This window comes from Sinorhizobium sp. KGO-5, assembly GCF_036245905.1.
GTDB classification, from domain to species: domain Bacteria; phylum Pseudomonadota; class Alphaproteobacteria; order Rhizobiales; family Rhizobiaceae; genus Sinorhizobium; species Sinorhizobium meliloti_A.
This window is the reverse complement of the sequence record NZ_BDIZ01000007.1, coordinates 175,027-198,395: the sequence shown is the minus strand read 5'-3', so window position 1 is coordinate 198,395 and position 23,369 is coordinate 175,027. Positions and strand designations below refer to the sequence as shown.

The following is a 23,369-nucleotide window of genomic DNA, read 5'->3' as shown; positions in this document are numbered from 1 at the left end:
GAATAGCATGACGACCTGATGACGCCATCAGGCGATTTTTGACATGGGAGCCTCTTTCCTGCGCTCCCAGAGAAATTCGTTGATCTTCTCGATGACCGGAGCGGCGGAAACGATGCGGCGATGCCCGAGACCGTTCGCCCAGTGCAATTCCACATTTGGTCCGACAGCGCCGTAGCGGCGCGCGTGATCGGCGGGGACCTCCTTGTCGTCCTCGGCATGGATGACCAGAACCGGCTTGCGGAGTGCCGCCAGGATGCGGGTGGCATCGAAACCCTCGATGCGACGCCCGGAGAGCCGCTCCACCATGCCCTCGAAAGCTGCCTGCGCCTTCGGCGCGAGCCCCAACATCCGGCCGAAGCCCCTGAAGAGCCAAGTCATTTCGCTTGGCGCACCGATCAGGACCAGTTTCCCCGGAATGCGCGCGGGGACGTCGCAGAGCACTGCCCCGGCCGCGCAGGCGAGGCTCGCGCCGCCGAAGGAATGGCCTATACCGACATCGAACCCGTCGAAATGGCGCCACGCCGCATCGATCGCCCTCACCGCTTGCGGCATGGTCAGTGTCCGCCCGGGCGACGCTCCATGACCCGGCAAGTCGAGCGCCACCACCTCCGCGCCCGAGGAGAGCAGGCCATCGATCAGCGTTGCCAGATAGTCGCTGCGAGATCCCCAGCCGTGCGCGACCAGTACCCGCGGCCCGCGACCGCCGTTGCGACATTCGAAATGGCGAGCGGCAGCCCAGCCGCCCGCAAAGGACAACGTGACCTTCCGCGACCGTTGCATGATCGGCACTGCCGCTTTGAGCAGCGCCGCCTCCTTGCCGCTTTTTGGCTTCCGGCTCGGAGTGCGGCAGAAGATCCAGAATGCGGACTTGCCTGCCTTGTCGGCCGAAAACGCGGAAACGGCCTTCAGCGATAGACGGATGACCTTGATCGCAAAGGATGGCATAGTGGAGCTTTCTAATGTTCAACCATGAACATAATTGTACAACGATGAACAAAAAGCAAGCACAGATCGAAAGCCACCACTTTCCCTGGGATCATCCTCGTTTTCGAAGTTGGATCGCCGTTGCCCGCGCCTGTCAGCTGATGCAGCAGACATTGACGCGGCGGCTGAGCCATCTGGATGTGAAGCCGCCGCACCTGGACATCCTGGTCAATCTCTACCGCTTCGACGGCATCACCCAGCAGGAGCTTGCACGCAAGCTGCTCGTCGGCCGCTCGAACATGAGCATGCTGCTGCCGCAGCTCGAAAAGCGCGGCCTCATCGAAAGGCGAGGCGACGCAAGAGACAAACGCGTATTGCGTCTGTCGCTGACCTCAGCCGGAAGGACCTTGACCGAGGAAGCAATGGAAATTCAGACGGCGCTCATCGAGAGTTCGCACGGCGGGGAGCCGATCGAGGACTGCGTCAAGGTCGCCGAGTCGATGGAGCGGATCATCGCCACCCTGCTCAAGGAAGATGAATTGGCGGCGGGAAGCTGACCGAGGCTGCCCGGTCGGCGGTCACCAAAGGCTGCGAGACGTCAGCGCGGCTTTTCGGCCTTGTCGCGCGACATACCCTTGTCGGCGAGCTCCTGCTCATAGGCCTTGAACAGCTCTTCGCCTTTCTCGCCGAGCTCCCGCAGGTAGGTCCAGGTATAGATGCCGGTGTCATGAGAATCGTCGAAACCGATTCGCACCGCGTAATTTCCCGTCGGCTGGACCGTGATGATCTGGACGTTGCGCTTGCCCGGAACCGTCACCCGCTGGCCCGGCCCGTGCCCTTGCACCTCTGCCGAGGGCGAGAGGACCCGCAGGAGTTCCGCGGATAGGTCGAAGGCCACGCCGTCGTCGAAGGTGACGGACAGGCGGTGGCGGTCCCTGGATATCCGCAGTTCGGTCGGCCAGAATTCGCTCATCGTCATTGCTCCGTGTTCGTCCCCGTTCAGTAAAGCAGAATTGAACGGCCGGAAATCGCCCCCAGAAGGCTTTCCAGATATTTGAAACAGTTTGCGACAGGATGCGCCTTGACGCGACCCTTTTTGACCACGACATTGAAAGCGCAGGGAGAAAAGACTTGAACACGGCCGCTATAGACCAGACCCACGCCAGACCGCTCGACACCACGACTGCCCCGATGGTCGATCCATTTGGCCGCGCGGTCACCTATCTGCGCGTCTCTGTCACCGACCGCTGCGACTTCCGCTGCACCTATTGCATGGCGGAGCACATGACGTTCCTGCCGAAGAAGGACCTGTTGACGCTGGAGGAACTCCAGCGGCTCTGTTCCGCCTTCATCGCCAAGGGCGTACGCAAGCTGAGGCTCACCGGCGGGGAGCCGCTGGTGCGCAAGAACATCATGTTCCTCATTCGCGAACTCGGCAAGGAGATCGAAGCGGGACGGCTGGACGAACTGACACTCACCACCAACGGCTCGCAGCTTTCGAAATTCGCCGCCGAACTCGTCGATTGCGGCGTGCGGAGGATCAATGTCTCGCTCGACACGCTCGATCCCGACAAGTTCCGCCAGATCACCCGCTGGGGCGAATTGGCAAGGGTGCACGAAGGCATCGACGCGGCGTTGGCAGCCGGATTGAAGGTGAAGATCAACGCCGTTGCCCTCAAGGACTTCAACGATGCCGAGATACCGGATCTGATGCGCTGGGCGCATGGCCGCGGCATGGATCTGACGCTGATCGAGACCATGCCGATGGGCGAAGTGGACGAGGACAGGACCGACCATTACCTGCCGCTCTCGGAGATGCGCAGGCGGCTCGAGGCCGACTTCACGCTCAATGACATTCCCTACCGCACCGGCGGCCCGGCCCGCTATGTCGAGGTCGCGGAGACCGGCGGGCGCCTCGGCCTGATCACGCCGCTCACGCACAATTTTTGCGAAAGCTGCAATCGCGTCCGGCTGACCTGCACCGGCACGCTCTATATGTGCCTCGGCCAGAACGACGCCGCCGATCTGCGCGCCGCACTGCGCGCCACCGACGACGACGCCTATCTCGGGCAGGTCATCGACGAGGCGATCGGCCGCAAGCCGAAGGGCCACGACTTCATCATCGACCGCGAACACAACCGCCCCGCCGTCGCCCGGCACATGAGCGTCACCGGGGGATAACGGCGACAGTTCTGCCCCTCATCCGCCTGCCGGCACCTTCTCCCCGCAAGCGGGGCGAAGGGACAAGCGGCAACGCCTTGCTCGGCACGAGTGCTGCGGGCGATGCGCGACATCTCCTACCGCATCGGTTTTGAAGCGCTCAGATCTTTGATCTTCCGGATGTTTTTGTCCTTTAATCGGATAGGATTTAAGGAACATGCAGTAGGGATTCGCCACGCCGGGAAGCCTCGCGCCGTTCGGCCACACTATCAGGAATGAGAATGCGCTCGTCAGCCAATTTCCGCGGCATCGTCTTCATGTGCCTCGCGATGATCGGGTTCGCCTGCAACGATGCGCTGGTAAAATCGGTCACCGGCGCCATGAATACCGGCCAGATCATGTTCATCCGCGGGTTGCTGACGACGCTGATGGTGGTCGTAGTCGCATACCGGTTCGGCGCCTTCCGGCCGGTTCGGACGATCTTCAGGCCGGCCATCCTGCTGCGCATCGCCATGGAGGCGCTTGCATCGGTGACCTATATCTCCGCGCTCGGCCAGATCCCGCTCGCCAACGCTTCGGCGATCATGCAGGCACTTCCGCTGGCGGTCACGCTCGGCGCCGCGCTGTTCCTCGGCGAGCCCGTCGGCTGGCGGCGGTGGGCGGCGATCGTCGTCGGCTTCGCCGGCGTCCTCGTCGTGTTGCGTCCTGGTCCCGAGGGCTTCACCGCGGCGGCCCTGACCGTCGTCGCCTGCGTCTTTTTCACTACGACCCGCGACCTCTGCACCCGCCGCATCGGCACCGACGTGCCGTCGCTGTACATCACGGTGACGACCTCTCTCGTGACGACACTGGTCGGTGCGGCCCTCATCGTCCCGCTCGGCGGCTGGCAACCGATGTCTACCACGTCGCTCAGCCATATCGCCGGCGCCAGTGTGCTTCTGATGCTCGGTTACCAGACGATCGTACTCGCGATGCGCGAGGGCGAGATCTCCGTGATCGCGCCATTTCGCTATATGAGTCTTCTCTGGTCGGTCACCCTCGGGGTCGTCTTCTTCGCAGAGACGCCGGACCGCTGGATGCTGGCGGGCGTCGCCATTATCATCGGTTCCGGCCTTTATACGTTCTACCGCGAGAGCAAGCGCGGCCGGCAGGCGGTCGCGCAGCGCGCACTCGGCGGACCCCTGGAATAGCTGAGGACGTTCTCGATGACAGGCGGCCCCTCCCATGCCACCTTCCCTCCGGCAGTCAACATCAACACCCCCGAAGAGCTTCAGCGGGCTGAGGCCTGGTTGCCCTATATCGAGGATCGCGAACCATGAACGACCCCTTGCGCCCACCGAAGATTTTCGGCATCGCCGGCTGGAAGAATTCCGGGAAGACCGGACTGATGGTCCGCCTTGTCAGCGAAATGACCCGGCGCGGCTATATGGTCTCCACGATCAAGCACGCGCATCACGACTTCGACATCGACAAGGTCGGCGCGGACAGCTACCGCCACCGCGAGGCCGGCGCGCACGAGGTAACGATCGTTTCGTCGACGCGCTTCGCTATTATGCATGAATTGCGTGGGGCGCCGGAGCCCACATTCGAAGAGATCTTGTCCCGGCTTGCCCCTTGCGACCTGGTACTGATCGAAGGCTACAAGCGCGAGCCTGTCCCGAAAATCGAGGCGCGCCGCGAGGAATCGGCCAATCGCGAACCGCTCGCACCGAACGATCCGCATATCCTGGCCATCGCTGCCGATCATCCGGTCGCGGACGCCGGCCTCCCCGTATTCGACCTAGACGACACGCAGGCGATCGCCGATTTCATCGAGAAGGTCATCGGACTGCGTGACTGACGGTCGAGCGGACGGCATCAATCCAAGCGCACAGGCAGCTTGCAGAACCGACAAATAATCGGGGCCGGTTTCCCGGCCCCGATGTCAGTTCGCACGCCTCGTTGACCTACCGCTGCGCTACAGGACGCACCAACGGCGTGACGCGGCGAATGGTGACGCGGCGATTCTCCTGCTCCGGCCCGTCCGTGCGGATTTTGAGGAACCGCTCGCCATAGCCCTGGGTGACGAGGTTTTCGGCCGGGATGCCATAGACCTCGGTCAGGAGCACTGCGACGGATTCGGCACGCTCGTCGGAAAGGACGAGATTGGACTGGTCCGCGCCAACGGCATCCGTGTGACCCTCGATAAAGAAGGTTTCACCCGGATCCTTCTCCAGGATCTTGTTCATTGCCTCCGCGACGTTGCGCATGGTTTTCGCCTGCGACATCGATACCTCGGCGCTTCCCGTCGCGAAGGTGATGGTGTCGAGGTCGATTCGGCGAACTTTGTCGCGCAGGCGGGCGGAGTGACGCACCTCATCGATGGTGTAAACGCGTTCGACCGACTCGACCGGGGGTTCGGACAGGAACTCGTAGTAATCCCGGTTCGGATCCTCGGCGACATCGACGATATATTCGTCCACCGGTATCGTGAGACGCATCGGTGGCAGGTCGTAGCCCACGTCTATGATTGCGGGCCGGTCTTCTTCGTATTCCGGCGCGTACATCATGACGTATTCCTCGCCGTCACGATCGACGCGCGTGCGCGTCAGGATGTCTCCGTACTCGTTGTAGATGGTGACGATCCGATAGCCGCCCGGGCGGATGATCGTTTCACGGACGCGACCTCGCGAGAGATTTTCATAATAGCTCTCTTCCGAATTCCTGCGCAGGCGCGGCCGGTCGTCACCGCGCACGAAGATGCGATCGCCGACCCCGAGGATGACACGGTCCTCGTTTTCTTCGACGACCCTCACCTCCGTGACGTTGTTCTCGGTGGTGTTGTTGACGGTCGTGTTGTTGACCGTTGTGTTGTTGATGACGGTGTTGTTGATGATGTTGGTCGTCTGCGGCACCGCAAAGGTCGGCGCCTCCTCAACCCGCTCGCCCTCTTCGCTGAGCGCAGCCTCGATCTTCTGAGGAATTTCTTCCCTGGCTTCGGCCGGGATCGCAGCCTGTGCCGCTGCATCGTCTGCAGGCGGTTCTACGCTCTCTTGAGTCGCACGCAATTCCTCGCGCTGCTTCCGCCGGGTTTCTCGCGCCCGGTTGCCGCCGGAAATGTCGGCATCCTTGTCGCTGTCGAGGACAGCCGCGCCTTTCTCGACAGGCAAGACGACGGTCTCGTCGGAGGCTGCGGGGTCCTCCGCGATTTTCTGCTTTTCTTCCGTCGAGCGCTCATCGACGACTTCGGGAGCCGGCTGGCCGGCGGGCTGCTCACCCTGCTGTTCAGCGGTTGCGGGTTGTTCGGCGCCGGGAATCGACTGTTGCTCGCCCTCGCCCGTCTGCTCGGCGGGCGTCTCCGTCGCGGGCTGCTTGGCGGTCGTGCCGCTCTCAGGTTCGGCGCTCGGCTGCTCGGCGGCCTTCTGTTCTTCCGTCTGCCGCTGCTCCTCGGCCTGTTGCTGGCGTCTCTTACGCGTAGGCTCCTGTTCCTCGGCCTGCTGCGGCGCGCCCTCCTCGGCTGCGGGCTGCTGCTCTTCCGCCTGCTGCTGACGCTTCTTGCGCTTGGGGGCCTCTTCTTCGGCCTGCTGGGGAGCACTCTCCTCGGCCGCAGGCTTCTGCTCTTCGGCCTGCTGCTGGCGTTTCTTGCGCCGGGGAGCCTCTTCTTCGGCCTGCTGCGGAGCGCTCTCTTCGGCTGCGGGCTGTTCTTCCGCCTGCTGCTGGCGCTTCTTGCGCCGGGGAGCCTCTTCTTCGGCCTGCTGCGGAGCGCTCTCTTCAGCCGCGGGCTGCTCTTCGGCCTGCTGCTGGCGCTTCTTGCGCCGCGGAGCCTCTTCTTCGGCCTGCTGCGGAGCGCTCTCTTCGGCTGCGGGCTGCTCTTCCGCCTGCTGCTGGCGCTTCTTGCGGCGGGGAGCCTCTTCTTCGGCCTGCTGCGGGGCGCCCTCTTCGGCTGCCGGCTGTTCTTCGGCCTGCTGCTGGCGCTTCCTGCGCGGCTTTTGCTGCTCCTCGGCCTGCGGCTGTTGCTCCTCCGCCTGCCCCTGCGATTCCTCGGCCTGACGCTGCTTGCGCTTCAGCAACAGCAGATCCTCGGGCGACTGTTGGCCCTCTCCTTCCTGAGCGACTTCGAACGGAGCAGTCAGGCTGTCAGCGAAGGCCGGCTGGATCATCAGGGACGCCGAAAGAACGGGCAAGGCCACTGTTGCGAAAAGTCTGGATCGTATCGACATTTTTTTCTTCCTCTTGTTCGGAGGTCCTGACGCTGGTGTGCAGACGCGACTCCAATCGCCTCGCCCACCATGGCGCCCTCGTCACAGGGCCATGATCCGCGGTCCCGGCCTTTTTTGCCTCGGCCGAAATGCCGTAGCCGCAACGCCGCAACTGCGGATCGGTTCCGCTGCAAGGCCTATCGAAGGCGACATTAACCGGTCCTGAACGGCCCGTTCATCTTCTAGCGCAACTTATGCGACAATCGAAGGACATGATTCGCGTCAAGTAGTGGGAAGCAAAGCTTTCCAGTTGATTTTTGCAGGAAATCCGTACGAATATCGCCGCAACCGGCGGCTTGAAGCTCCGGCGCCAATTGGCATCCGCGAAACAAGAAGAACCGGATGCCGAGCCAACAGAGAGGACATCATGCGTATTTCCAGACGTCTGGCAGCCACGGTATCGGCTGCCGTTTTCGTGCTTATGGCCGGCGCTGCCATGGCTGACGGCGAAAAGATCGTCATCGGTACCGAAGGCGCCTACCCGCCCTTCAACAATCTCGAGTCCGACGGCACGCTGACCGGCTTCGACATCGACATCGCCAAGGCGCTTTGCGAAGAGATGAAAGCCGATTGCACCTTCGTGACCCAGGAATGGGACGGCGCCATTCCGGCGCTGATCGCCAAGAAATTCGACGCGTTCATCGCGTCCATGTCGATCACCGAGGAACGCAAGGAAAAGGTCGACTTCACCAACAAGTACTACAACACGCCTCCGGCCATCGCGGTGCCGAAAGATTCGCCGATCACCGAGGCGACGGCAGCAGCCCTCTCCGGCAAAATGCTTGGCGCACAAAGTTCGACCACGCACTCCAACTATGCGGAAGCGCATATGAAAGAGTCGGAACTGAAGCTTTACCCGACCGCGGATGAATACAAGCTCGACCTCGCCAACGGTCGCATCGACGCGGCAATCGACGACGTCGTCGTGCTTTCGGAATGGCTCAAGACGGACGATGGCGCCTGCTGCAAGCTGCTTGGCACCCTGCCGATCGATCCGGTCATCAATGGCGAAGGCGCGGGTATCGCGCTCCGCAAGGGCGACAACGCTCTGCGCGAGAAGTTCAACAAGGCGATCGACGCCATCCGCGCGAACGGCAAGTACAAGGAAATCAACGAAAAGTACTTCCCCTTCGACGTCTACGGCAGCTAATCTCGGCGATTCCTGCACATCTTGAGGCTTTATGCCGGGATAATCTCGGTTGATGAAGAAAATGCAACGGCGGACGGGCTTGCCCTTCCGCCGTTTTTGTTTGACAAGGAATCACGAAAATAAGCGTCTAGCGCGCGGCGCGGCTGAAGAACAAAAACGCGGTAGACGCCAGAATACGCAACGGGAACTATTGGCATGAGCGGACTGTTTGCCGCCCTTTCCTCCGGTCTCTCCTGGATCGGCGCGATCATCGATCCGCTATGCGGTCCTCTCGGGGTATTTCGGTGGTTCGGATCGGATACCCTTCTCGCGTGCGGAGACGCAGGCTGGGGCGATGAAATCGCCTATGGATTCCTCGTCACCGCCAGCCTGGCGATCGCGACCCTTCCAGTGGGATTGATCATCGGCTTCTTCATTGCGCTCGCCAAGCAATCCGAGGAAAGATCCCTGCGGCTGGCCGGCAACATCTATACGACAATTTTCCGAGGCCTGCCGGAGCTCCTTACGCTCTTCATCGTGTATTACGGCCTGCAGATCCTCGCCCAGCAGTTCCTGGCGACGATCGGTTATACGGGCGCCGTCGAGATCAGCGCCTTCGTTGCGGGGATGATCGCTCTGGGCGTGGTCTTTTCGGCCTATTGTTCCGAAGTGCTGCTTTCTGCCTTCAAGGCGATTCCCCACGGTCAGTACGAGGCCGGTGACGCGCTCGGCCTGCACCGGGGCAAGACGATGCGCCTCATCATTCTGCCTCAGCTCATCCGCATCGCGCTGCCCGGCCTCGGCAATCTCTGGATGGCGCTGCTCAAGGACACCGCCCTCGTCTCGGTCATCGGGCTGCCGGATATCCTGCGCCAAACCGGCGTCGCGGCCCGGGTGACCAAGCACGCTTTCGAATTCTTCGGCATCGCCTGCGTTCTGTTCCTCGTCCTGGCAATGATCTCCTCGGTCGTATTCTCGGCGCTCGAGCGCTCGACCAAGCGCGCGGAGGCACGCCGATGAGCATTGCCGAAACCATGATCCCGCCGCAGGCGCCCCCGCCGGCGCCGCCGAAGCCCTACACCTTCTCGCGCTTTTTCGGCAGCGTGGCGCTCGGCATCTGGCTGGCGCTCGGTGTCGGGATTTTCCTGACGGTCGTCAACGGCTGGGACCCGGAGAAATTCTCTCGCTATGGGCCGAGCTTCCTTTCCGGTCTTGGGGTGACACTGACACTCGTCACCTCCTCCATCCTCATGGGCGCCGTCGTTTCGCTGCCGGTGGCGCTCGGGCGCATGTCGAAGAACAGATTATGGGGCTGGCTTGCCTACGCCTATGTCTACTTCTTCCGCGGGACGCCGCTCATCACCCAGCTCTTCCTCATCTATTACGGGCTCGGCAGCTTCCGTCCGCAGCTCGAATCCGCGGGACTGTGGTGGTTCTTCCGGGATGCCTGGAACTGTGCGCTGTTCACCTTCACGCTGAACACCGCCGCCTATCAGGCGGAAATCCTGCGCGGCGCCATCGAAAGCGTGCCGCGCGGCCAGCGCGAGGGGGCGGCCGCGCTCGGCCTGCCGGAGCGCGTAGCCTTCTTCAAGGTCATTCTGCCCCAGGCGATGATCGTTGCGCTGCGCCCCTACGGCAACGAAATCATCCTGATGATCAAGGGCTCGGCAATCGTGGCGATCGTCACGGTCTTCGACCTCATGGGTGAGACTCGGCGCGCCTTTTCCCGGACCTTCGACTACCAGATGTATATATGGGCCGCGATCCTCTATCTGCTGATGGTGGAGTTGCTGCGCAACATCTGGGGCTGGCTCGAAGCCCGCCTGACCCGCCATCTGAAGCGCTGAACGCGCCTCGGGCCGCAAGCCGGACTCAGGTGGCCGGCTTGGCAGCACTCGCCGTCATCTGCTGCCAAGCGCTTGTTTTTGTAGGTGATTTCTCGCTTCACTCACCTACATTAACGCTTGATTAAGCAATTAAGCGCTCCATCATAGAGACCAACCTTTGTGAAAAGTGAGGTCCGCATGACGAACGACATGGAACTGCAGCTCAAGGGTTACGGGCTGACGACGGCTCAGATACTTTATCGGATGCCCGACCACCCGGCTTTCCTGCAGACATACATCTGGCAACACTACGACATCGCGCCGGACTTTCCGGAAATGCACAGCTTCCTCAAATTCTGGCAGGAGAAGCTGGACGGCCCGCTGCATTCGGTACGCTATGTGCACCGAAAGCTGATTTCGGCCTCCGAATGGCGGGCTCTCCAGGGAGAGTTTATCGTCCATTAGGTTCCGGCGCACGTCGTTGTCGGATATGTCAGACGGATCGGGTGATGCCGCCGTCGATCCGGATGTTCTGGCCGGTGATATAGCCTCCGCGATCGCTTGCGAGCAGGGCGATCAACTCGGCCACCTCCTCCGATGCGCCGTAACGTCCCATCGGAATCCGCTGACGCCGTTCCTCCGTTTCGGGCAGACTGTCAATAAAGCCGGGCAGAACATTGTTCATGCGGACATTGTCGGCGGCATACCGATCGGCGAACAGTTTGGTGAAAGCCGCAAGCCCGGAACGGAAGACCCCCGACGTCGGAAACAAGGGGTCGGGTTCGAAGGCGGCGTAGGTGGAAATATTGACGATGCTGCCGGATTTCTGCTCCACCATGATCGGCGTCACCAGCCTGGTTGGCCGCACGACGTTGAGAAAATAGACATCCATACCCCGGTGCCATTCCTCGTCGGTGAGTTCGAGCACCGGAGCCCGCGGGCCATGCCCGGCCGAATTGATCAGCGCATCCACGCGCCCCCAAGCATCATAGGCTGCGTCGACGAGCCGCTTCAGATCGTCGTTCGACTGGTTCGATCCGGTAACGCCGATTCCTCCGAGTTCCTTGGCGAGGGCCTCGCCCTTGCCGGACGAAGAGAGGACGGCAACCCTGTAACCCTCTGCCGCCATCCTCCTTGCCGCCTCGGCCCCCATGCCGGAACCGCCGGCCGTGACGATCGCCACCTTCTGTTCGCTCATCTTGTGCTCCTTTTGGCATGACCGAGAGAAGCGCAGTTGAAGCAGGCCTGCGCGCCCGCATCAACTGAGAATTTCTGAAGGCGGGATCAGCAATACGGCGCAGCGGTGCACGCAGGTCTCAGACATGGACCTCGCCATGAGCCAATTCGCCGGCGCCTGTCGCCCTGTGGAGCGAGCCGTAGAGCACGACCGCATAGAAGAGCGCGACGCCGATCGCCACGGCAAGGCCAGGCACGGGACCAAGAGCGGCGTTCTCGGCAACATCGGCCCAGGAACGGACATGGCCGAAAGGCTCTCCCGTGCTCGAAATCTTCGGGGAGGAAATCTTCAGCGCCCATGCCAGGAGCAGGATCAGGTACATCCAGCAATAATTGCGCTGTAACCGCCGGCAGAGGGCCTCCCTGTAGCCCATCAGGAAAGCCGGCTGGCGCAGGCTCTTGGCGATCGACACCGACCATTTGAAGCTCGGCGTGCCTTCAGGACACAAGATCTGCGCGAAGTAGCCGCGTTCCATCTGGCGCACGCGGGCGCGATAGACGTCGAAGAAACGGTAACGCCGCGCTTCGATCAGCAGCAACAGGCTGATGAGCAGCATGGCAAAGAGAAGAACACCGTGATGGGACGACGGCGTCGAGAGCGAGACCGAAAGCATCGCTGCGACCACGGTGATCGCCCAGTTCGATGTTCGGTCTATGCGGTCCCGCCAACCGGCCATCCGCCCAATTTCGCCGCGATAATAGTGGATGATCGCGTTGATCGTCTCCTGCGGTGTCTGCGGCAGAGGCGGCGTTTGCCGCTCCGGCATCTCCGTTTCCAATGTCAACGGGCTCAATTCGGCAGACATCGGCATTCCTCCTGATTTTTCATTCTTTTAGGAATGATGACTCCTTTTCGATCAAGGTTAAATGGCGCGTGTCCCCGACCTGCTCAAAATCTTTACCGCAGGCGAATGTTCCCGTCGCCGCCTCGGCGGGACCTCTCCTCGGGCCGCGAGGTGGTTTAATCCCACATTGACGGAAACCGTCGCCGTTCCGCCAAAGAACAGTTTATTATCGAGCTGAAACGGTCAGTGACGGGGACGGCCGCGACCGGCGATTGTCAAAGGCCGCCGGGGGTCGTATGAAGCGCCCATGACGCAGAAAATCAAGAAGATCGACGAGGAGGCCCTCGCAGAGGCCTATAACCGCGCGCTTGCCTTGGAGAAGTCCGGGCATTTCGACGCGGCGGCCGCCGCATATCGGGAAGTCCTGGAAATCGACCCGGAGGACCACGGCGGCGCCGCCGTTCGGCTTGCATCGATGGGGCGCGGCGAGACGCCGCTCAAGGCTTCGGACGCCTATGTGGCAACGCTCTTCGATCAGCACGCCGACGTCTTCGACAATGTTCTCGTCGACCAGCTCCACTATTGCGTGCCACTGCTCGTGCGCCAGCGGCTTCAGGCGCTCGGGCTCGGACCGTTCAAGCGGATCCTCGATCTCGGCTGCGGCACCGGGCTGACCGGAGGCGCGCTACGCGACATGGCGGAAGACATAACCGGCGTAGACCTTTCGGAAAATATGGTTGAGATCGCCCATGAGAAGGACCTCTACGAGACGCTCTATGTCGCAGAGGCGGTCGATTTCCTCGACGACAATGACGACGAACCCTTCGACCTGATCGCCGCAACCGACGTCCTGCCCTATATCGGCGCCTTGGAGCCGCTGTTCTTCGGCGCAGTCGACAATCTGGTGCCGGGCGGGCTCCTGATTTTCTCGAGCGAGAGCCTGCCGGGCGGGACCCCGGCGGGACAAGGCTTCGCCGTCGGACCGCACCAGCGCTTCGCCCACTCGGAAACCTACCTGCGCGAGCGCCTGGCGGCGACCGGGTTCGACATCGTCGACATCACCGACATCACGGTGCGCATGGAGGAAGGCGAGCCGATTGCCGGCCAATTGGTGACCGCCCGCTTCAAACCCTGATTGCAGGCTGCTGCGGCCGCCGCTATCGTCGGCCGCCAACACGCCATCGATAAGGGAGTCTCAAGGAAATGGCCAAAGTCGCATTCATCGGTCTCGGCGTCATGGGGTATCCGATGGCCGGTCATCTCAAGGCCCGCGGCGGGCACGATGTCACGGTCTATAACCGGACTGCAGCCAAGGCGGAGCAATGGGCAGCGGCATTCGGCGGCCGGACCGCCGCAACGCCGGCCGAAGCGGCCAAGGGCCAGGATTTCGTCTTCGCCTGCGTCGGCAATGACGACGACCTCCGCTCCGTCACGACGGGAGAGAACGGCGCCTTCGAAACGATGGCAGCCGGGTCGATCTTCATCGACAACACGACGGCATCGGCCGCGGTTGCCCGCGAGCTCTACGCGGCGGCGGCGGCGAAGGGGGCGCATTTCATCGACGCGCCGGTCTCCGGCGGGCAGGCCGGAGCGGAAAACGGCGTGCTCACCGTCATGTGCGGGGGCGATGCGGGAGCCTTCGACAAGGCCAGGCCCGTCATCGACGCCTATGCCCGGATGGTCGGCTTGATGGGCCCCGCCGGCGCCGGCCAACTGACCAAAATGATCAATCAGATCTGTATCGCTGGCCTCGTCCAGGGGCTCGCAGAGGGAATCCACTTCGGCAAGAAGGCAGGGCTCGACATCGAGAAGGTGATCGAGGTCATCTCCAAGGGAGCGGCCGGTTCCTGGCAGATGGAAAATCGGCACAAGACCATGAACGAAGGCAAATATGACTTCGGCTTCGCGGTCGACTGGATGCGCAAGGATCTGGACATCGTCCTTGCCGAGGCCAGGCGCAACGGCGCCAAGCTCCCGGTGACCGCCCTCGTCGACCAGTTCTACGGCGACATCCAGGCGGTCGGCGGCAATCGCTGGGATACGTCTTCCCTGCTCGCCCGGCTCGAAAAATGACGCCGGCCCCGGCGTCGACGGCGGAAGAGATCATCGAATATCTCCGCGCCCTCGGCTCGGACGAAAACATCGCCGGCATGGCGCGCTTCGGCATTGCGACCGAAACCGCCTTGGGCGTTTCGAACGTTGAGCTTCGTCGCGTCGCGCGCACGGTAAAGACCGACCATGCCCGTGCGCTCGACCTCTGGACTTCCGGCATCCGCGAAGCACGCCTGCTGGCAGCGTTCACCGCGGACCCGAAGGCGCTGACGCTCGCTGAAGCGCGGCAATGGGCGAATGCCTGCGACTCCTGGGAGGTGGTCGATACCGTTGCCGACCTCTTCGTCGGAGCGCGCTTCGAGCAAGTGCTCATCCCTGAATTCGCCGCCGATGAGCGGGAATTCGTCCGCCGCCTGGCCTTCGCGATGATCGCAACAGCCGCCGTGCATCTCAAGAAGGAGCCTGATTCGACGCTGCTTGCCTGGCTGCCGCTGATCGAGGCTCACGCCGCCGACGAGCGCAACTTCGTGAAGAAGTCGGTGAATTGGGCACTCAGGCAGATCGGCAAGCGCAGCCCCGCCTGCCACGGACCGGCCCTGGCGCTCGCGCAAAAGCTCGCGGCGAGCACGGACCGTACGGCACGATGGACGGGCAAGGACGCGTTGCGCGAACTGACGAACAGCAGGGTCCGCCGGCGGCTTTCCAGCGGCTCGTGAATGGTTTCTCGGGTGAAGCCCGAGTTTAACCGAGCCTGACAAACCTCGTTCCTCGAGGCCTCGCCACTCTTCATCTCCACCCGGACTCTCTGCGTCTAGCGCGCCAGTCCAGATTGAACGTCGGTGAGCGCGAAATCGTCGCCAACGTAGAGAAGAGGGGCGGAATGCCGTTTGGCCAGGGCGTAGGCGAAGCAATCGCCGAAGTTCAGGCCGCCCCGCGTGCCGAATCCCTTGCCGTAATCCAGACGCGCCCTCATGGCGGCACGGGCAAGGTTATCGTCTATGGGCGCAATCGCTATGCCGAAGTCGGACAGAAACGCGTCGAGATCGGCAATCGCCTCATGCCAGTCTCCATCCTTGATCCTGCCGGCCATGACAGTACCGGCTTCGACATAGTTCACAGCCGATAGAGGCGCAGGGCCTCTGTCTGAAGAGCGGCCATGCAGTCAGGCGCTTCCGCCTCCTCGAACATGATCGCGATGATGGCGGACGCGTCCACGACCATCAACGGGGAACACCGAGTTCTTCAGCCGTATCGCCAACCGCTTCATCCCATTCCTGTTTCGTGACCGGACGGCGATCGTAGCGGCCGGCGCGCTCGCGGACGAAGGCCTTCATGCGCGCAACATAGTCGGCCTGCGCCTCCCGCTCGGCACGCAGCCGTTCCAGCCGCTCGCGCATGGCCTGCGTGATGGCGTCGGTCATGGTTTCGCCGGTCAGGCGAGACAACTCCCGCGCCAGCCGGTCCGCTTCCTCTGTCTTGATGCTCAGGGCCATGGCAACCACCTATCTAGATATGCAATCTAGATAGCATTTGCGACCCGATGTTTCAACGGAAAGGGTCGAAATCCCGGCCGCTACTAATCGTCATCACCGGTTGAATGGCCTCTATGGCGGCACGCAGTCGTCAAACCTGCCCGTGGATGGCGGGTGGAGAGGTTCGCGCCGGAGAAAGAGTAGCGGGAGCCGTACCGAACCATCGAGATCGGCATTGCACGCGGCTGGGCAGCCGCATGTCTTGAGGACCTATCGCAGCATCCCTCCGCGTCATACCCGGCTTGAGCGAGGATAACGACCCGGTCTTCTAGTCCTCGCTCGACTTCGCCTGGTCGATGACCATGTAATCGAGCGGCAGCTGCGTCGTATACTTGATCTGCTCCATTGCGAAGGCCGAGGAAACGTCGCGGATCTCGATCTTGGCGATCAGACGCTTGTAGAAGGCATCATAGGCGGCGATATCCGGCACGACCACGCGCAGGAGATAATCCACGTCGCCGCTCATGCGATAGAATTCCACCACTTCCGGAAAATCCGCCACGACTTCGGAGAACCGCCGCAGCCACTCCATCGAATGCGAATTGGTGCGCACGGAAACGAATACGGTGACCTTGGTGTTGACCTTCACCGGATCGAGAAGCGCGACACGGCGGCGGATCACACCTTCCTCTTCCATCTTCTGGATGCGCCGCCAGCACGGCGTCGTGGAAAGCCCGACCTTCTTGGCGAGGTCGGCTACGGCCAAGGTCGAGTCTTCCTGCAACAGCCGCAGGATCTTGCGGTCTAGGCGATCCATGGAAAATCCTCTCGAATATTTTTCCCTCTATAGCGCGGTAATTGTGAAAATAAAGAAAATTGTTTCACGCCGTCAGCGCCCTCACCCGTTCACGCAGGAAGGGCAGCAACTCGGCCTCAAACCAGGGATGACGCCGGAGCCAGCCGGTATTGCGCCAGCTCGGATGCGGCAGCGGCAGTACGCAGACGCCGGAATTGCGTTTCGCGTAGCGTTGCCAGTTGCGCACGGTTTCCGTCATGGATTTGGGACAGTCCCTTCCAAGATGCCAGCGCTGCGCATAATGACCGACCGCAAGCACCAGCTCGATCTGCGGCATCGCGTCCATCGCCTTCTGCCGCCACAGCGGCGCGCATTCGCTTCTCGGCGGCAGGTCGCTGCCGTGGCTGTCGTAGCCGGGGAAACAGAAACCCATCGGCACGATGGCGAAATTTTGCGGATCGTAGAATGCCACCCGGTCCACCGACAGCCATTGCCGCAGCCGATCGCCAGAGGCATCGTTGAAGGGAAGGCCGCTTTCATGGACCCGCAATCCGGGTGCCTGCCCGGCGATCAGAATCCGCGCCGACGCGGAAAGCACCGCCACCGGCCTCGGCTCGTGCGGCAGCCGGTGGTCTTCGCCGCGCGCCGGCTCGTCACGGCACCGGCGACAGATTGAGATCGCCGCCCTCAACGCCTGCAGCCGCTCCTCAGTCACCGCCGATCCTCGCCATGATCGCGCTCGAATACTCCTGAAGCCATTGAATAATGGTCTCCAACCAGTCACCCGCCCGGTGCGGGGTCTCCTCCGCACCGCCGTTCGAACGCCGCCACTCCTGCGGCCTGACGAAATCGCCGCCCCAGAGCCCTCGCCGACCCGTTCGCGCCGTTTCCTCTTCCGCACGGTAGAGCCCATAGCTGACCGCATGACCGGAGAGGACCATTTCTCTTCCGAGGTCCGTCCCGCCAGCCGCGCAGACACCGAGTTCCCGACCATAGCGATCATGGCCATGGAGCCGGCAGACGGTCGTCGTTCCCGCGATGAGAGCAATCAACCGTTGCCGCGCCTGGGCGCCGCAGTCCCACGCGGTTTCCCCGCGTCGACACATCTGGCCGATCTCCGGGGCATCGATGCCTTCGATGCGTATGCGGCGTCCGTCGAGCCGCAGACTGTCGCCATCGCTCGCCGACGCCGAGCCGCGCAACTCGCCGGTCACGGGGCGTTCCGACGGCGGCAGCTGCGCGGCTATGTAGGCGCCGATGCCGAGCAGGATCAGGAAAATCCAACCGCCGGCCATGCCGCCGCTGCCGGACGGCCTCCTGCGCCGCTCGGGAAACCCGGAGCGACCAAATCCAAAGCGCCTTCCGGAAGAGCCCGGGCCTGCGCCGCTGCCGCCGACGATCCGGAATCTGCGGTTTTGCGACTTCACGCCCCACGCCTCCTCGTGTTGTTCTTCCTGCCCATCCCGGCCTCGAAAACCGCAATCGCGCCACAATGGTTGCCGAATCCTTCATGGGGGCAGCAACTTCTTAAGGATTGCATCCTAGAGTGCAAGCTGAACCCAATCCTGACCAGAAGCATGAGCATCGCCGCCAGCACATCGACCGACAAGATCATCGTGGACAAGTCGCGGAGCCATCGAAACAAGGCTGTTTCGAAGACCGTTCGCGCGACGCGTCAGCGGCTGCAGACCGGTTCCTCGGCACCCTCCGGCTTCGAACGGGAAATGCTCCTGCTACACATCGAGTCCGTGCTCCACGGCGCGATGGCCCTGCCCCTCCTCGTGATCCTGATCGCCGCCAGCGGCATCTACCTCTCGGGCGACCCGCATTTTCTCGCCTGGGCCTTGTTGGCGCTTTCCGCGCATGCGGTCACCATCTTTCTCGCGCGAAAGGCCAAGCGCGAGGATGTGGTCGCCGAGAAAGTGTCCGTCTGGCGCCGCCGCTTCTTCGCCGGCCAGATGCTGACCGGCCTTTGCTGGGCGATCTTCACGCTCCCGGATTGTGCGTCCTGCGGCGAGATCGCTTCCGGTCTCTTCGAGGGAACGGTGCTCTTCATTGCCCTTGCGGTCACCGCCATGGGCACTTTTCTGTTGCGGAACGCCCTCTATTACACGTTTCTGCCTGTCATGGCCGCGCTCGGCTTCTCCTCACTCACGACCGGTGATGCGGTCGATGTCGGCCTCACGGGCATTCTGGCGCTCTCGCTTGTCTTTCTGGCGTTCATGACCGACAGGATGAACCGCGCCAACGTTCATATCCTTTCGGTACAGTCCGAGAAGGACGATCTCATCGCCGAACTCGAGGTGGCGAAGTCCATGTCGGACGAGGCTCGCCGCCGCGCCGAAGAAGCGAATCTCGCCAAATCCCGTTTCCTGGCCTCGATGTCGCACGAGCTGCGCACGCCGCTCAATGCCATCCTCGGCTTCTCGGAGGTCATGTCGACAGAGGTGCTCGGACCGCTCGCCAACCCGACCTACAAGGAATACACGCTGGACATCCATCGCTCCGGCGAACACCTCTTGAATCTCATCAACGAAATTCTCGATCTTTCGCGTATCGAAGCCGGCAAGTACGAGCTCAGCGAGGATGCGGTAAACCTGGCGGAGATCGTCGAGGATTGCATCGGCATGGTTCAGCTCCGCGCGCGCGGCAAGAACATAACCATGGCCCATCAGTTCGAACAGGCGATGCCGTCCGTCTGGGCAGACGAAAAAGCCATGCGCCAGGTGACCCTCAACCTTCTTTCGAATGCCGTCAAGTTCACCCCGTCGGGCGGTGAGGTCAGCGTAAAGGTCGGCTGGACCGCCGGCGGCGGGCAATATCTTTCGATCAGAGACAACGGCCCCGGCATTCCGGAAGAGGAGATCCCGATCGTCCTTTCCGCTTTCGGCCAGGGTTCGATCGCCATCAAGAGCGCCGAACAGGGCACCGGCCTCGGTCTGCCGATCGTCCAGGCGATCCTCGCCAAGCATGGCGGCCAGTTCATCCTGCGCTCGAAACTCCGGGAAGGTACCGAGGCGATCGCTATCCTGCCGCCGCGTCGCGTTCTGCAGAGCTTGCCCCCGGTCGAGGACGTCCCGTCCCTCACCCGCCGGCGAAGGAGCTTCGCGTGAACGCTTGCCGGGCGTGCTCCACTTCTTCATTCCCGTGCCTGTCACGGAAATGAGGGTGGTGCCGGCGTCGCGGATCAGCCCAGGAAGCGAGCGAGAAATATCACGTACAGCGCATAAGCCGCATTGGCGAGAATGAGGCAAAGGCACGCGAAGGAGCCGAGATCCTTGGCGTTCCTGCCCATCTCCGAGATCTCCGGCGAGACGCGGTCGACAATCTCCTCGATCGCGGTGTTGATCGCCTCAAAGGCCATCATCAGCAGAAACAGGATTGCCATCGCGACATACTGGAACAGGTTCGCGCCGACGATCGTGAACGCGACCATCGCTACGGCGAATGCGATGAGTTCGTGCCGAAAGGCCGCCTCGCCGATCAGGCGCTTCGCACCGCCGAAGGAATAGCTGGCCGCCGCGAAAAGGTGCCGGAAGCCACGATGCTTCTGAACGGGCGCGGTGGCGCCGTTGCGGGAGGTAGTGTTCTTGACGTCCATTTCTTCTCGCGGGTTGGGAGAGGGCACAGCTTCGACGTTCCTATTGAGGCGAATCAAAGGCGGTGGCAATGCCGCATTGCGAGGCCACCCGAACCGAATGACCCGACTTATCCCCGATATGCGAGAAGCCGCCCCGCATCAATAGCTGCACGGCACGAGCATAGCACGCATGACGGCCGATCGACAGCAAGCTCCGAGCGTGCTGACGCGCGTGGGCGGGCCGGGCCTGCCTTACTCCTTGTTGCTTACGCCAGCCTGCGCAAAGGTCGCCATGCCGCTGTGGCAGGCAGCCGCCGCCTTGACGATGCCTGCTGCAAGAGCCGCGCCCGTGCCTTCGCCAAGCCGCATGCCGAGAGCCAGGAGCGGTGTCTTGCCGAGTTTCTCGATCGCCCGCATGTGACCGGGCTCGCTTGAAACATGGCCAATCAGGCAATGGTCGAGCGCCGCCGGGTTGGCGGCCTTGAGGATCGCCGCGGCCGCGGTCGCGACGTAGCCGTCGATGATGACGGGCACCTTCTGCATCCGCGCCGCGAGAATTGCGCCCGCCATCGCCGCGATCTCGCGGCCGCCGAGCCGCCGCATGACTTCGAGCGGATCGGACAAGTGATCGCGGTGCAGCGCCACGGCCTTTTCGACGGCGGCGATCTTGCGCGCGAGCACCTCGCCTTCCGAACCGGTGCCGGGACCGACCCATTCCTCTGCCGTGCCGCCATAGAGGCCGAGGTTGATGGCGGCCGCGATCGTCGTGTTGCCGATGCCCATTTCGCCGATGCACAGCAGATCCGTGCCGCCGGCAATCGCTTCCATGCCGAAAGCCATGGTGGCGGCGCAGTCGCGCTCGGAGAGAGCCGGTTCCTCGGTGATATCACCGGTCGGATAGTCGAGCGCCAGATCGAAGACTTTGAGGCCGAGATCGTGTGCCACGCAGATCTGGTTGATGGCAGCACCGCCGGCGGCGAAGTTCTCGACCATCTGCGCCGTCACCGAAGCGGGAAAGGGCGTCACTCCCTGACGGGTCACGCCGTGATTGCCGGCGAAGATCGCGACGAGCGGTCGGTTGACCGCCGGCGGACGTCCCGTCCAGGCGGCAAGCCAGAAGGCGATTTCCTCGAGGCGCCCGAGAGCGCCGGGCGGCTTCGTCAATTGCCCGTCCCGCTCGCGCGCCGCAACGAGTGCCGCCGTATCCGGCCCCGGCAGGTTGCGCAGTAGTTCGCGGAAATCATCAAACGGCAGGCCGCTGGCGCTCATGGATCATCCTTGCAACGTGAAACTCGTTCGGGGCTCGTCATAGAGTGTGATGCCGCCCGCGGCAACGGCATTTGCGCCATTTGCCGTCGTCTCGCATGATCCCGCGGAACGCCGGGCGATTCGGGATGCGGGAGACGAGATGGCAGATATTCGCGAGCTCTGGGACGACGTCGCACGGTCGGTTGCCTTTTTGAGCCGCATTCCCGTGCCGGATCGATATTTCCGCGGCTATGACGGCGGGCTCGGCCGCGCCGTGCGCGCCTTCCCTCTTGCGGGTATCCTGATCGCCCTTCCTGCCGCCGTGATAGCGGTCCTTCTGGGCGCGCTTCACGCGAGCTCGCTCTTCAACGCCTCCCTCGTCGTCGCGGTGCAGGCGATGGTCACCGGCGCCCTGCATGAGGACGGCCTTGGGGATACGGCCGATGGTTTCGGCGGCGGGCGCGATCGGGAAAACGCCCTGGAGATCATGAAGGACAGTCGGATCGGCACCTATGGCGCGGTTGCCCTCATTCTTTCCTTCGGCCTTCGCGTCTCGGCCCTGGCTGCATTCCTGCCGCTGCTGACGCCGACAGGCGGCGGAATTGCGCTGCTTGCCACCGCTGCGCTGAGCCGCGCCGCGATGGTCTGGCACTGGTCCCGCCTCCCGCCTGCCCGCCGCGGCGGGGTCGCCGCCTCGGCCGGTTTACCCGAGCCGCAGGCGACATCGGTTGCGCTCGGCTCGGGCGTGCTCCTCGCGCTCGTGCTGTTTTTCCTGGCCGACATCCCGACCGTCGCCGTCCTGCTTTCGCTCGCTGCCTTCGGGCTTGCGGTGCCAGCCTTCACGCGGATTGCCTTACGCAAGGTCGGCGGCCATACCGGCGACACCATCGGCGCCACCCAGCAACTGACGGAGATCGCCGTTCTGGGCGCTCTTGCACTGGCCATCTGAAAGGCCGATATATTTTTCGAACGAAACAGCAGAGCATCGTCCCGATCATGGAATCTCCCTGCATTCTCGTCTGCACGATCGACGATAGGACCGGTTACTGTTTCGGCTGCGGGCGCACACGTCAGGAGATCGGCGCCTGGACGCTCTACACCGATACCGAACGGCACACGATCATGCAGGCCTTGCCGGCGCGACTGGAAACGGTCGAGCGCAAACCGCGGCGGGAGACGCGCCGGTCGCGCATGGCGCGAGAACAAAACGGCTCATGAGCAGACTGATCGTCCTCCTCGCAATACTCGGCATCGGCCTCGTACTGCTGATCATCAATCACGATTCCGGCCGAACGTTCGGCATGAACAACGACGATTTCGGACAGCTCGTAGCCCTCGGCGCGCTGGCGACGCTTTTCGCCGCCGGTATCGTCAGAAGCCGCCGAACTCTGGGCGAAGGCCTGACACAGATTGCGATCTGGCTGCTGATCGCGTTCGTCCTCGTTGCACTCTATGTCTACCGCTTCGACCTTCGGTCCGTCGGCGACCGGGTGCTGGCAGGACTTATGCCCGGCAGGGCCATGGTCATCACCGACAGCGAGGGTCAGCAGGAGGTGGTGCTTCACAAGCGGATCGACGGCCACTTTGCCGCCGATGCGACAATCAACGGGCATGAGGTCAGCATGCTTGTGGACACCGGCGCGAGCAGTATCGTGCTCACCCATGAGGACGCGGCGATGGTCGGTCTCGACGTCGCCGATCTCGGCTACACGATCACTGTCATGACCGCGAACGGACCGGCGCTTGCGGCACCGGTCATCCTGCCGGAGATCGCGATCGGACCGATCCGGCGGACGAATATCCGCGCCATGGTCGCGGCCGAGGGGCGGCTGGACAGCAGCCTGCTCGGCATGAGCTTCCTCTCGACCCTCGACTTCCTGCAGATGCGCAGCGACGAGCTCCGACTCAGGGACTGAGCCCCCG

General features: G+C 62.8%; 28 protein-coding genes and 1 pseudogene. 16 read left to right on the top strand and 13 right to left on the bottom strand.

The features are described from left to right. Window positions 1-27 precede the first annotated feature (27 nt). The gene (locus BHD07_RS25255; RefSeq protein ID WP_338283605.1) at window positions 28-945 is read right to left on the bottom strand and encodes an alpha/beta fold hydrolase; all 918 of its coding nucleotides are present in this window, start codon (window positions 943-945) and stop codon (window positions 28-30) included. A 44-nt stretch (window positions 946-989) separates the two neighbouring features. Here BHD07_RS25255 and BHD07_RS25250 point away from each other — a divergent pair, with 44 nt between their 5' ends. Continuing rightward, window positions 990-1,481, top strand: coding sequence for a MarR family winged helix-turn-helix transcriptional regulator (locus tag BHD07_RS25250; RefSeq protein ID WP_338283604.1), 492 nt, complete (start codon window positions 990-992; stop codon window positions 1,479-1,481). A gap of 41 nt (window positions 1,482-1,522) precedes the next feature. Here BHD07_RS25250 and BHD07_RS25245 read toward each other — a convergent pair whose 3' ends face one another. After that, window positions 1,523-1,897: a gamma-butyrobetaine hydroxylase-like domain-containing protein gene (locus BHD07_RS25245; protein ID WP_100673234.1), complete on the bottom strand. Its 375-nt coding sequence runs from the start codon at window positions 1,895-1,897 to the stop codon at window positions 1,523-1,525. 158 nt (window positions 1,898-2,055) lie between these two features. On the opposite strand from BHD07_RS25245, the gene moaA reads away from it, so the two are divergent. The 4 genes and pseudogenes from moaA to mobB all read left to right on the top strand — a co-directional run bounded on the left by moaA (window position 2,056) and on the right by mobB (window position 4,924). Further along, window positions 2,056-3,105, top strand: coding sequence for a GTP 3',8-cyclase MoaA (gene moaA / locus BHD07_RS25240; protein WP_100673085.1), 1,050 nt, complete (start codon window positions 2,056-2,058; stop codon window positions 3,103-3,105). A gap of 260 nt (window positions 3,106-3,365) precedes the next feature. Continuing rightward, window positions 3,366-4,274: a DMT family transporter gene (locus tag BHD07_RS25235; protein WP_338283603.1), complete on the top strand. Its 909-nt coding sequence runs from the start codon at window positions 3,366-3,368 to the stop codon at window positions 4,272-4,274. A 48-nt stretch (window positions 4,275-4,322) separates the two neighbouring features. Then, window positions 4,323-4,403 (top strand): annotated as a pseudogene (locus BHD07_RS25230) (molybdenum cofactor guanylyltransferase MobA); the annotation flags it as partial. After that, entirely contained in the window at window positions 4,400-4,924 is a 525-nt protein-coding gene (gene mobB / locus BHD07_RS25225) for a molybdopterin-guanine dinucleotide biosynthesis protein B (RefSeq protein WP_100673083.1), read from the top strand. The pseudogene BHD07_RS25230 and the gene mobB, both read left to right, overlap by 4 nt. Window positions 4,925-5,030: 106 nt before the next feature. Here the strand turns inward: mobB and BHD07_RS25220 are convergent, their stop codons facing one another. Continuing rightward, window positions 5,031-7,283 carry an OmpA family protein gene (locus BHD07_RS25220; protein WP_338283602.1) on the bottom strand — a complete coding sequence of 751 codons (2,253 nt, stop codon included), beginning with the start codon at window positions 7,281-7,283 and terminating at the stop codon, window positions 5,031-5,033. Window positions 7,284-7,689: 406 nt separating this feature from the next. Here BHD07_RS25220 and BHD07_RS25215 point away from each other — a divergent pair, with 406 nt between their 5' ends. The 4 genes from BHD07_RS25215 to BHD07_RS25200 all read left to right on the top strand — a co-directional run bounded on the left by BHD07_RS25215 (window position 7,690) and on the right by BHD07_RS25200 (window position 10,742). Further along, window positions 7,690-8,472 carry an ABC transporter substrate-binding protein gene (locus BHD07_RS25215; RefSeq protein WP_275597814.1) on the top strand — a complete coding sequence of 261 codons (783 nt, stop codon included), beginning with the start codon at window positions 7,690-7,692 and terminating at the stop codon, window positions 8,470-8,472. A 195-nt stretch (window positions 8,473-8,667) separates the two neighbouring features. Further along, entirely contained in the window at window positions 8,668-9,471 is an 804-nt protein-coding gene (locus BHD07_RS25210; protein WP_100673080.1) for an ABC transporter permease, read from the top strand. Beyond that, entirely contained in the window at window positions 9,468-10,298 is an 831-nt protein-coding gene (locus BHD07_RS25205) for an ABC transporter permease (protein WP_018095163.1), read from the top strand. Before BHD07_RS25210 ends, BHD07_RS25205 begins: the two co-directional genes overlap by 4 nt. Before the next feature lie 177 nt (window positions 10,299-10,475). After that, window positions 10,476-10,742 (top strand): usg protein, encoded by a 267-nt coding sequence (locus BHD07_RS25200; protein WP_026168618.1) that lies wholly within the window; start codon window positions 10,476-10,478, stop codon window positions 10,740-10,742. Window positions 10,743-10,770: 28 nt separating this feature from the next. Here the strand turns inward: BHD07_RS25200 and BHD07_RS25195 are convergent, their stop codons facing one another. Both BHD07_RS25195 and BHD07_RS25190 read right to left on the bottom strand, forming a co-directional pair. Continuing rightward, window positions 10,771-11,475 (bottom strand): SDR family oxidoreductase, encoded by a 705-nt coding sequence (locus tag BHD07_RS25195; protein ID WP_018095165.1) that lies wholly within the window; start codon window positions 11,473-11,475, stop codon window positions 10,771-10,773. A 118-nt stretch (window positions 11,476-11,593) separates the two neighbouring features. Further along, window positions 11,594-12,319 (bottom strand): DUF2270 domain-containing protein, encoded by a 726-nt coding sequence (locus BHD07_RS25190; protein ID WP_018095166.1) that lies wholly within the window; start codon window positions 12,317-12,319, stop codon window positions 11,594-11,596. 286 nt (window positions 12,320-12,605) lie between these two features. Between BHD07_RS25190 and BHD07_RS25185 the strand changes: the two genes are divergently transcribed. The 3 genes from BHD07_RS25185 to BHD07_RS25175 all read left to right on the top strand — a co-directional run bounded on the left by BHD07_RS25185 (window position 12,606) and on the right by BHD07_RS25175 (window position 15,066). Continuing rightward, window positions 12,606-13,433: a class I SAM-dependent methyltransferase gene (locus BHD07_RS25185; protein ID WP_338283600.1), complete on the top strand. Its 828-nt coding sequence runs from the start codon at window positions 12,606-12,608 to the stop codon at window positions 13,431-13,433. 68 nt (window positions 13,434-13,501) lie between these two features. Next, window positions 13,502-14,371, top strand: a complete 870-nt coding sequence (locus BHD07_RS25180) for an NAD(P)-dependent oxidoreductase (protein ID WP_018095168.1) — start codon at window positions 13,502-13,504, stop codon at window positions 14,369-14,371. Next, the gene (locus tag BHD07_RS25175; protein WP_338283598.1) at window positions 14,368-15,066 is read left to right on the top strand and encodes a DNA alkylation repair protein; all 699 of its coding nucleotides are present in this window, start codon (window positions 14,368-14,370) and stop codon (window positions 15,064-15,066) included. The genes BHD07_RS25180 and BHD07_RS25175 overlap by 4 nt, the downstream gene beginning before the upstream one ends. Before the next feature lie 95 nt (window positions 15,067-15,161). Here the strand turns inward: BHD07_RS25175 and BHD07_RS25170 are convergent, their stop codons facing one another. From BHD07_RS25170 to BHD07_RS25145, 6 genes are all read right to left on the bottom strand, one after another. Then, window positions 15,162-15,440 (bottom strand): type II toxin-antitoxin system VapC family toxin, encoded by a 279-nt coding sequence (locus BHD07_RS25170; protein ID WP_338283597.1) that lies wholly within the window; start codon window positions 15,438-15,440, stop codon window positions 15,162-15,164. A 23-nt stretch (window positions 15,441-15,463) separates the two neighbouring features. Continuing rightward, window positions 15,464-15,571 carry a type II toxin-antitoxin system VapC family toxin gene (locus BHD07_RS25165; protein ID WP_338283595.1) on the bottom strand — a complete coding sequence of 36 codons (108 nt, stop codon included), beginning with the start codon at window positions 15,569-15,571 and terminating at the stop codon, window positions 15,464-15,466. Next, on the bottom strand, window positions 15,571-15,843 hold the full coding sequence (locus BHD07_RS25160) for a type II toxin-antitoxin system VapB family antitoxin (protein ID WP_275597807.1): 273 nt from the start codon (window positions 15,841-15,843) through the stop codon (window positions 15,571-15,573). The genes BHD07_RS25165 and BHD07_RS25160 overlap by 1 nt, the downstream gene beginning before the upstream one ends. Before the next feature lie 307 nt (window positions 15,844-16,150). After that, window positions 16,151-16,639 carry an Lrp/AsnC family transcriptional regulator gene (locus tag BHD07_RS25155; protein ID WP_003535303.1) on the bottom strand — a complete coding sequence of 163 codons (489 nt, stop codon included), beginning with the start codon at window positions 16,637-16,639 and terminating at the stop codon, window positions 16,151-16,153. A 64-nt stretch (window positions 16,640-16,703) separates the two neighbouring features. Then, complete coding sequence (locus BHD07_RS25150; RefSeq protein WP_338283593.1) at window positions 16,704-17,333, bottom strand: uracil-DNA glycosylase family protein; 630 nt, start codon at window positions 17,331-17,333, stop codon at window positions 16,704-16,706. Then, on the bottom strand, window positions 17,326-18,045 hold the full coding sequence (locus tag BHD07_RS25145; RefSeq protein ID WP_338283592.1) for a thermonuclease family protein: 720 nt from the start codon (window positions 18,043-18,045) through the stop codon (window positions 17,326-17,328). The genes BHD07_RS25150 and BHD07_RS25145 overlap by 8 nt, the downstream gene beginning before the upstream one ends. 150 nt (window positions 18,046-18,195) lie before the next feature. On the opposite strand from BHD07_RS25145, the gene BHD07_RS25140 reads away from it, so the two are divergent. Next, window positions 18,196-19,731, top strand: coding sequence for a sensor histidine kinase (locus tag BHD07_RS25140; protein WP_338283591.1), 1,536 nt, complete (start codon window positions 18,196-18,198; stop codon window positions 19,729-19,731). A 74-nt stretch (window positions 19,732-19,805) separates the two neighbouring features. On the opposite strand, the gene BHD07_RS25135 is transcribed toward BHD07_RS25140, so the two are convergent. Next, entirely contained in the window at window positions 19,806-20,219 is a 414-nt protein-coding gene (locus BHD07_RS25135; protein WP_100673072.1) for a diacylglycerol kinase, read from the bottom strand. Window positions 20,220-20,450: 231 nt separating this feature from the next. Next, a complete protein-coding gene (gene cobT, locus BHD07_RS25130) occupies window positions 20,451-21,467 on the bottom strand; it encodes a nicotinate-nucleotide--dimethylbenzimidazole phosphoribosyltransferase (protein WP_018095176.1) in 1,017 nt (338 codons plus the stop codon). Window positions 21,468-21,606: 139 nt separating this feature from the next. Here cobT and BHD07_RS25125 point away from each other — a divergent pair, with 139 nt between their 5' ends. From BHD07_RS25125 to BHD07_RS25115, 3 genes are read left to right on the top strand one after another with little or no spacing between them, the layout of a single operon-like run. Further along, window positions 21,607-22,395, top strand: coding sequence for an adenosylcobinamide-GDP ribazoletransferase (locus BHD07_RS25125; RefSeq protein ID WP_338283589.1), 789 nt, complete (start codon window positions 21,607-21,609; stop codon window positions 22,393-22,395). 47 nt (window positions 22,396-22,442) lie between these two features. Beyond that, window positions 22,443-22,664 carry a DUF1289 domain-containing protein gene (locus BHD07_RS25120; protein WP_020487477.1) on the top strand — a complete coding sequence of 74 codons (222 nt, stop codon included), beginning with the start codon at window positions 22,443-22,445 and terminating at the stop codon, window positions 22,662-22,664. Further along, window positions 22,661-23,362, top strand: a complete 702-nt coding sequence (locus BHD07_RS25115) for a TIGR02281 family clan AA aspartic protease (protein ID WP_338283587.1) — start codon at window positions 22,661-22,663, stop codon at window positions 23,360-23,362. Before BHD07_RS25120 ends, BHD07_RS25115 begins: the two co-directional genes overlap by 4 nt. The last annotated feature ends 7 nt before the right edge of the window (window positions 23,363-23,369 follow it).

Bases quoted from the DNA above. Each gene is read 5' to 3' on its own strand.
- BHD07_RS25180 (WP_018095168.1), top strand. From the start codon at position 13,502: ATGGCCAAAGTCGCATTCATCGGTCTCGGCGTCATGGGGTATCCGATG.
- BHD07_RS25190 (WP_018095166.1), bottom strand. From the start codon at position 12,319: ATGTCTGCCGAATTGAGCCCGTTGACATTGGAAACGGAGATGCCGGAG.
- BHD07_RS25160 (WP_275597807.1), bottom strand. From the start codon at position 15,843: ATGGCCCTGAGCATCAAGACAGAGGAAGCGGACCGGCTGGCGCGGGAG.
- BHD07_RS25115 (WP_338283587.1), top strand. From the start codon at position 22,661: ATGAGCAGACTGATCGTCCTCCTCGCAATACTCGGCATCGGCCTCGTA.
- BHD07_RS25135 (WP_100673072.1), bottom strand. From the start codon at position 20,219: ATGGACGTCAAGAACACTACCTCCCGCAACGGCGCCACCGCGCCCGTT.
- mobB (WP_100673083.1), top strand. From the start codon at position 4,400: ATGAACGACCCCTTGCGCCCACCGAAGATTTTCGGCATCGCCGGCTGG.
- BHD07_RS25200 (WP_026168618.1), top strand. From the start codon at position 10,476: ATGACGAACGACATGGAACTGCAGCTCAAGGGTTACGGGCTGACGACG.
- BHD07_RS25220 (WP_338283602.1), bottom strand. From the start codon at position 7,283: ATGTCGATACGATCCAGACTTTTCGCAACAGTGGCCTTGCCCGTTCTT.
- cobT (WP_018095176.1), bottom strand. From the start codon at position 21,467: ATGAGCGCCAGCGGCCTGCCGTTTGATGATTTCCGCGAACTACTGCGC.
- BHD07_RS25140 (WP_338283591.1), top strand. From the start codon at position 18,196: ATGAGCATCGCCGCCAGCACATCGACCGACAAGATCATCGTGGACAAG.
- BHD07_RS25170 (WP_338283597.1), bottom strand. From the start codon at position 15,440: ATGGCCGGCAGGATCAAGGATGGAGACTGGCATGAGGCGATTGCCGAT.
- BHD07_RS25155 (WP_003535303.1), bottom strand. From the start codon at position 16,639: ATGGATCGCCTAGACCGCAAGATCCTGCGGCTGTTGCAGGAAGACTCG.
- BHD07_RS25255 (WP_338283605.1), bottom strand. From the start codon at position 945: ATGCCATCCTTTGCGATCAAGGTCATCCGTCTATCGCTGAAGGCCGTT.
- BHD07_RS25250 (WP_338283604.1), top strand. From the start codon at position 990: ATGAACAAAAAGCAAGCACAGATCGAAAGCCACCACTTTCCCTGGGAT.
- BHD07_RS25215 (WP_275597814.1), top strand. From the start codon at position 7,690: ATGCGTATTTCCAGACGTCTGGCAGCCACGGTATCGGCTGCCGTTTTC.
- BHD07_RS25120 (WP_020487477.1), top strand. From the start codon at position 22,443: ATGGAATCTCCCTGCATTCTCGTCTGCACGATCGACGATAGGACCGGT.
- BHD07_RS25245 (WP_100673234.1), bottom strand. From the start codon at position 1,897: ATGAGCGAATTCTGGCCGACCGAACTGCGGATATCCAGGGACCGCCAC.
- BHD07_RS25185 (WP_338283600.1), top strand. From the start codon at position 12,606: ATGACGCAGAAAATCAAGAAGATCGACGAGGAGGCCCTCGCAGAGGCC.
- BHD07_RS25235 (WP_338283603.1), top strand. From the start codon at position 3,366: ATGCGCTCGTCAGCCAATTTCCGCGGCATCGTCTTCATGTGCCTCGCG.
- BHD07_RS25165 (WP_338283595.1), bottom strand. From the start codon at position 15,571: ATGGTCGTGGACGCGTCCGCCATCATCGCGATCATGTTCGAGGAGGCG.
- BHD07_RS25210 (WP_100673080.1), top strand. From the start codon at position 8,668: ATGAGCGGACTGTTTGCCGCCCTTTCCTCCGGTCTCTCCTGGATCGGC.
- BHD07_RS25195 (WP_018095165.1), bottom strand. From the start codon at position 11,475: ATGAGCGAACAGAAGGTGGCGATCGTCACGGCCGGCGGTTCCGGCATG.
- BHD07_RS25125 (WP_338283589.1), top strand. From the start codon at position 21,607: ATGGCAGATATTCGCGAGCTCTGGGACGACGTCGCACGGTCGGTTGCC.
- BHD07_RS25205 (WP_018095163.1), top strand. From the start codon at position 9,468: ATGAGCATTGCCGAAACCATGATCCCGCCGCAGGCGCCCCCGCCGGCG.
- BHD07_RS25175 (WP_338283598.1), top strand. From the start codon at position 14,368: ATGACGCCGGCCCCGGCGTCGACGGCGGAAGAGATCATCGAATATCTC.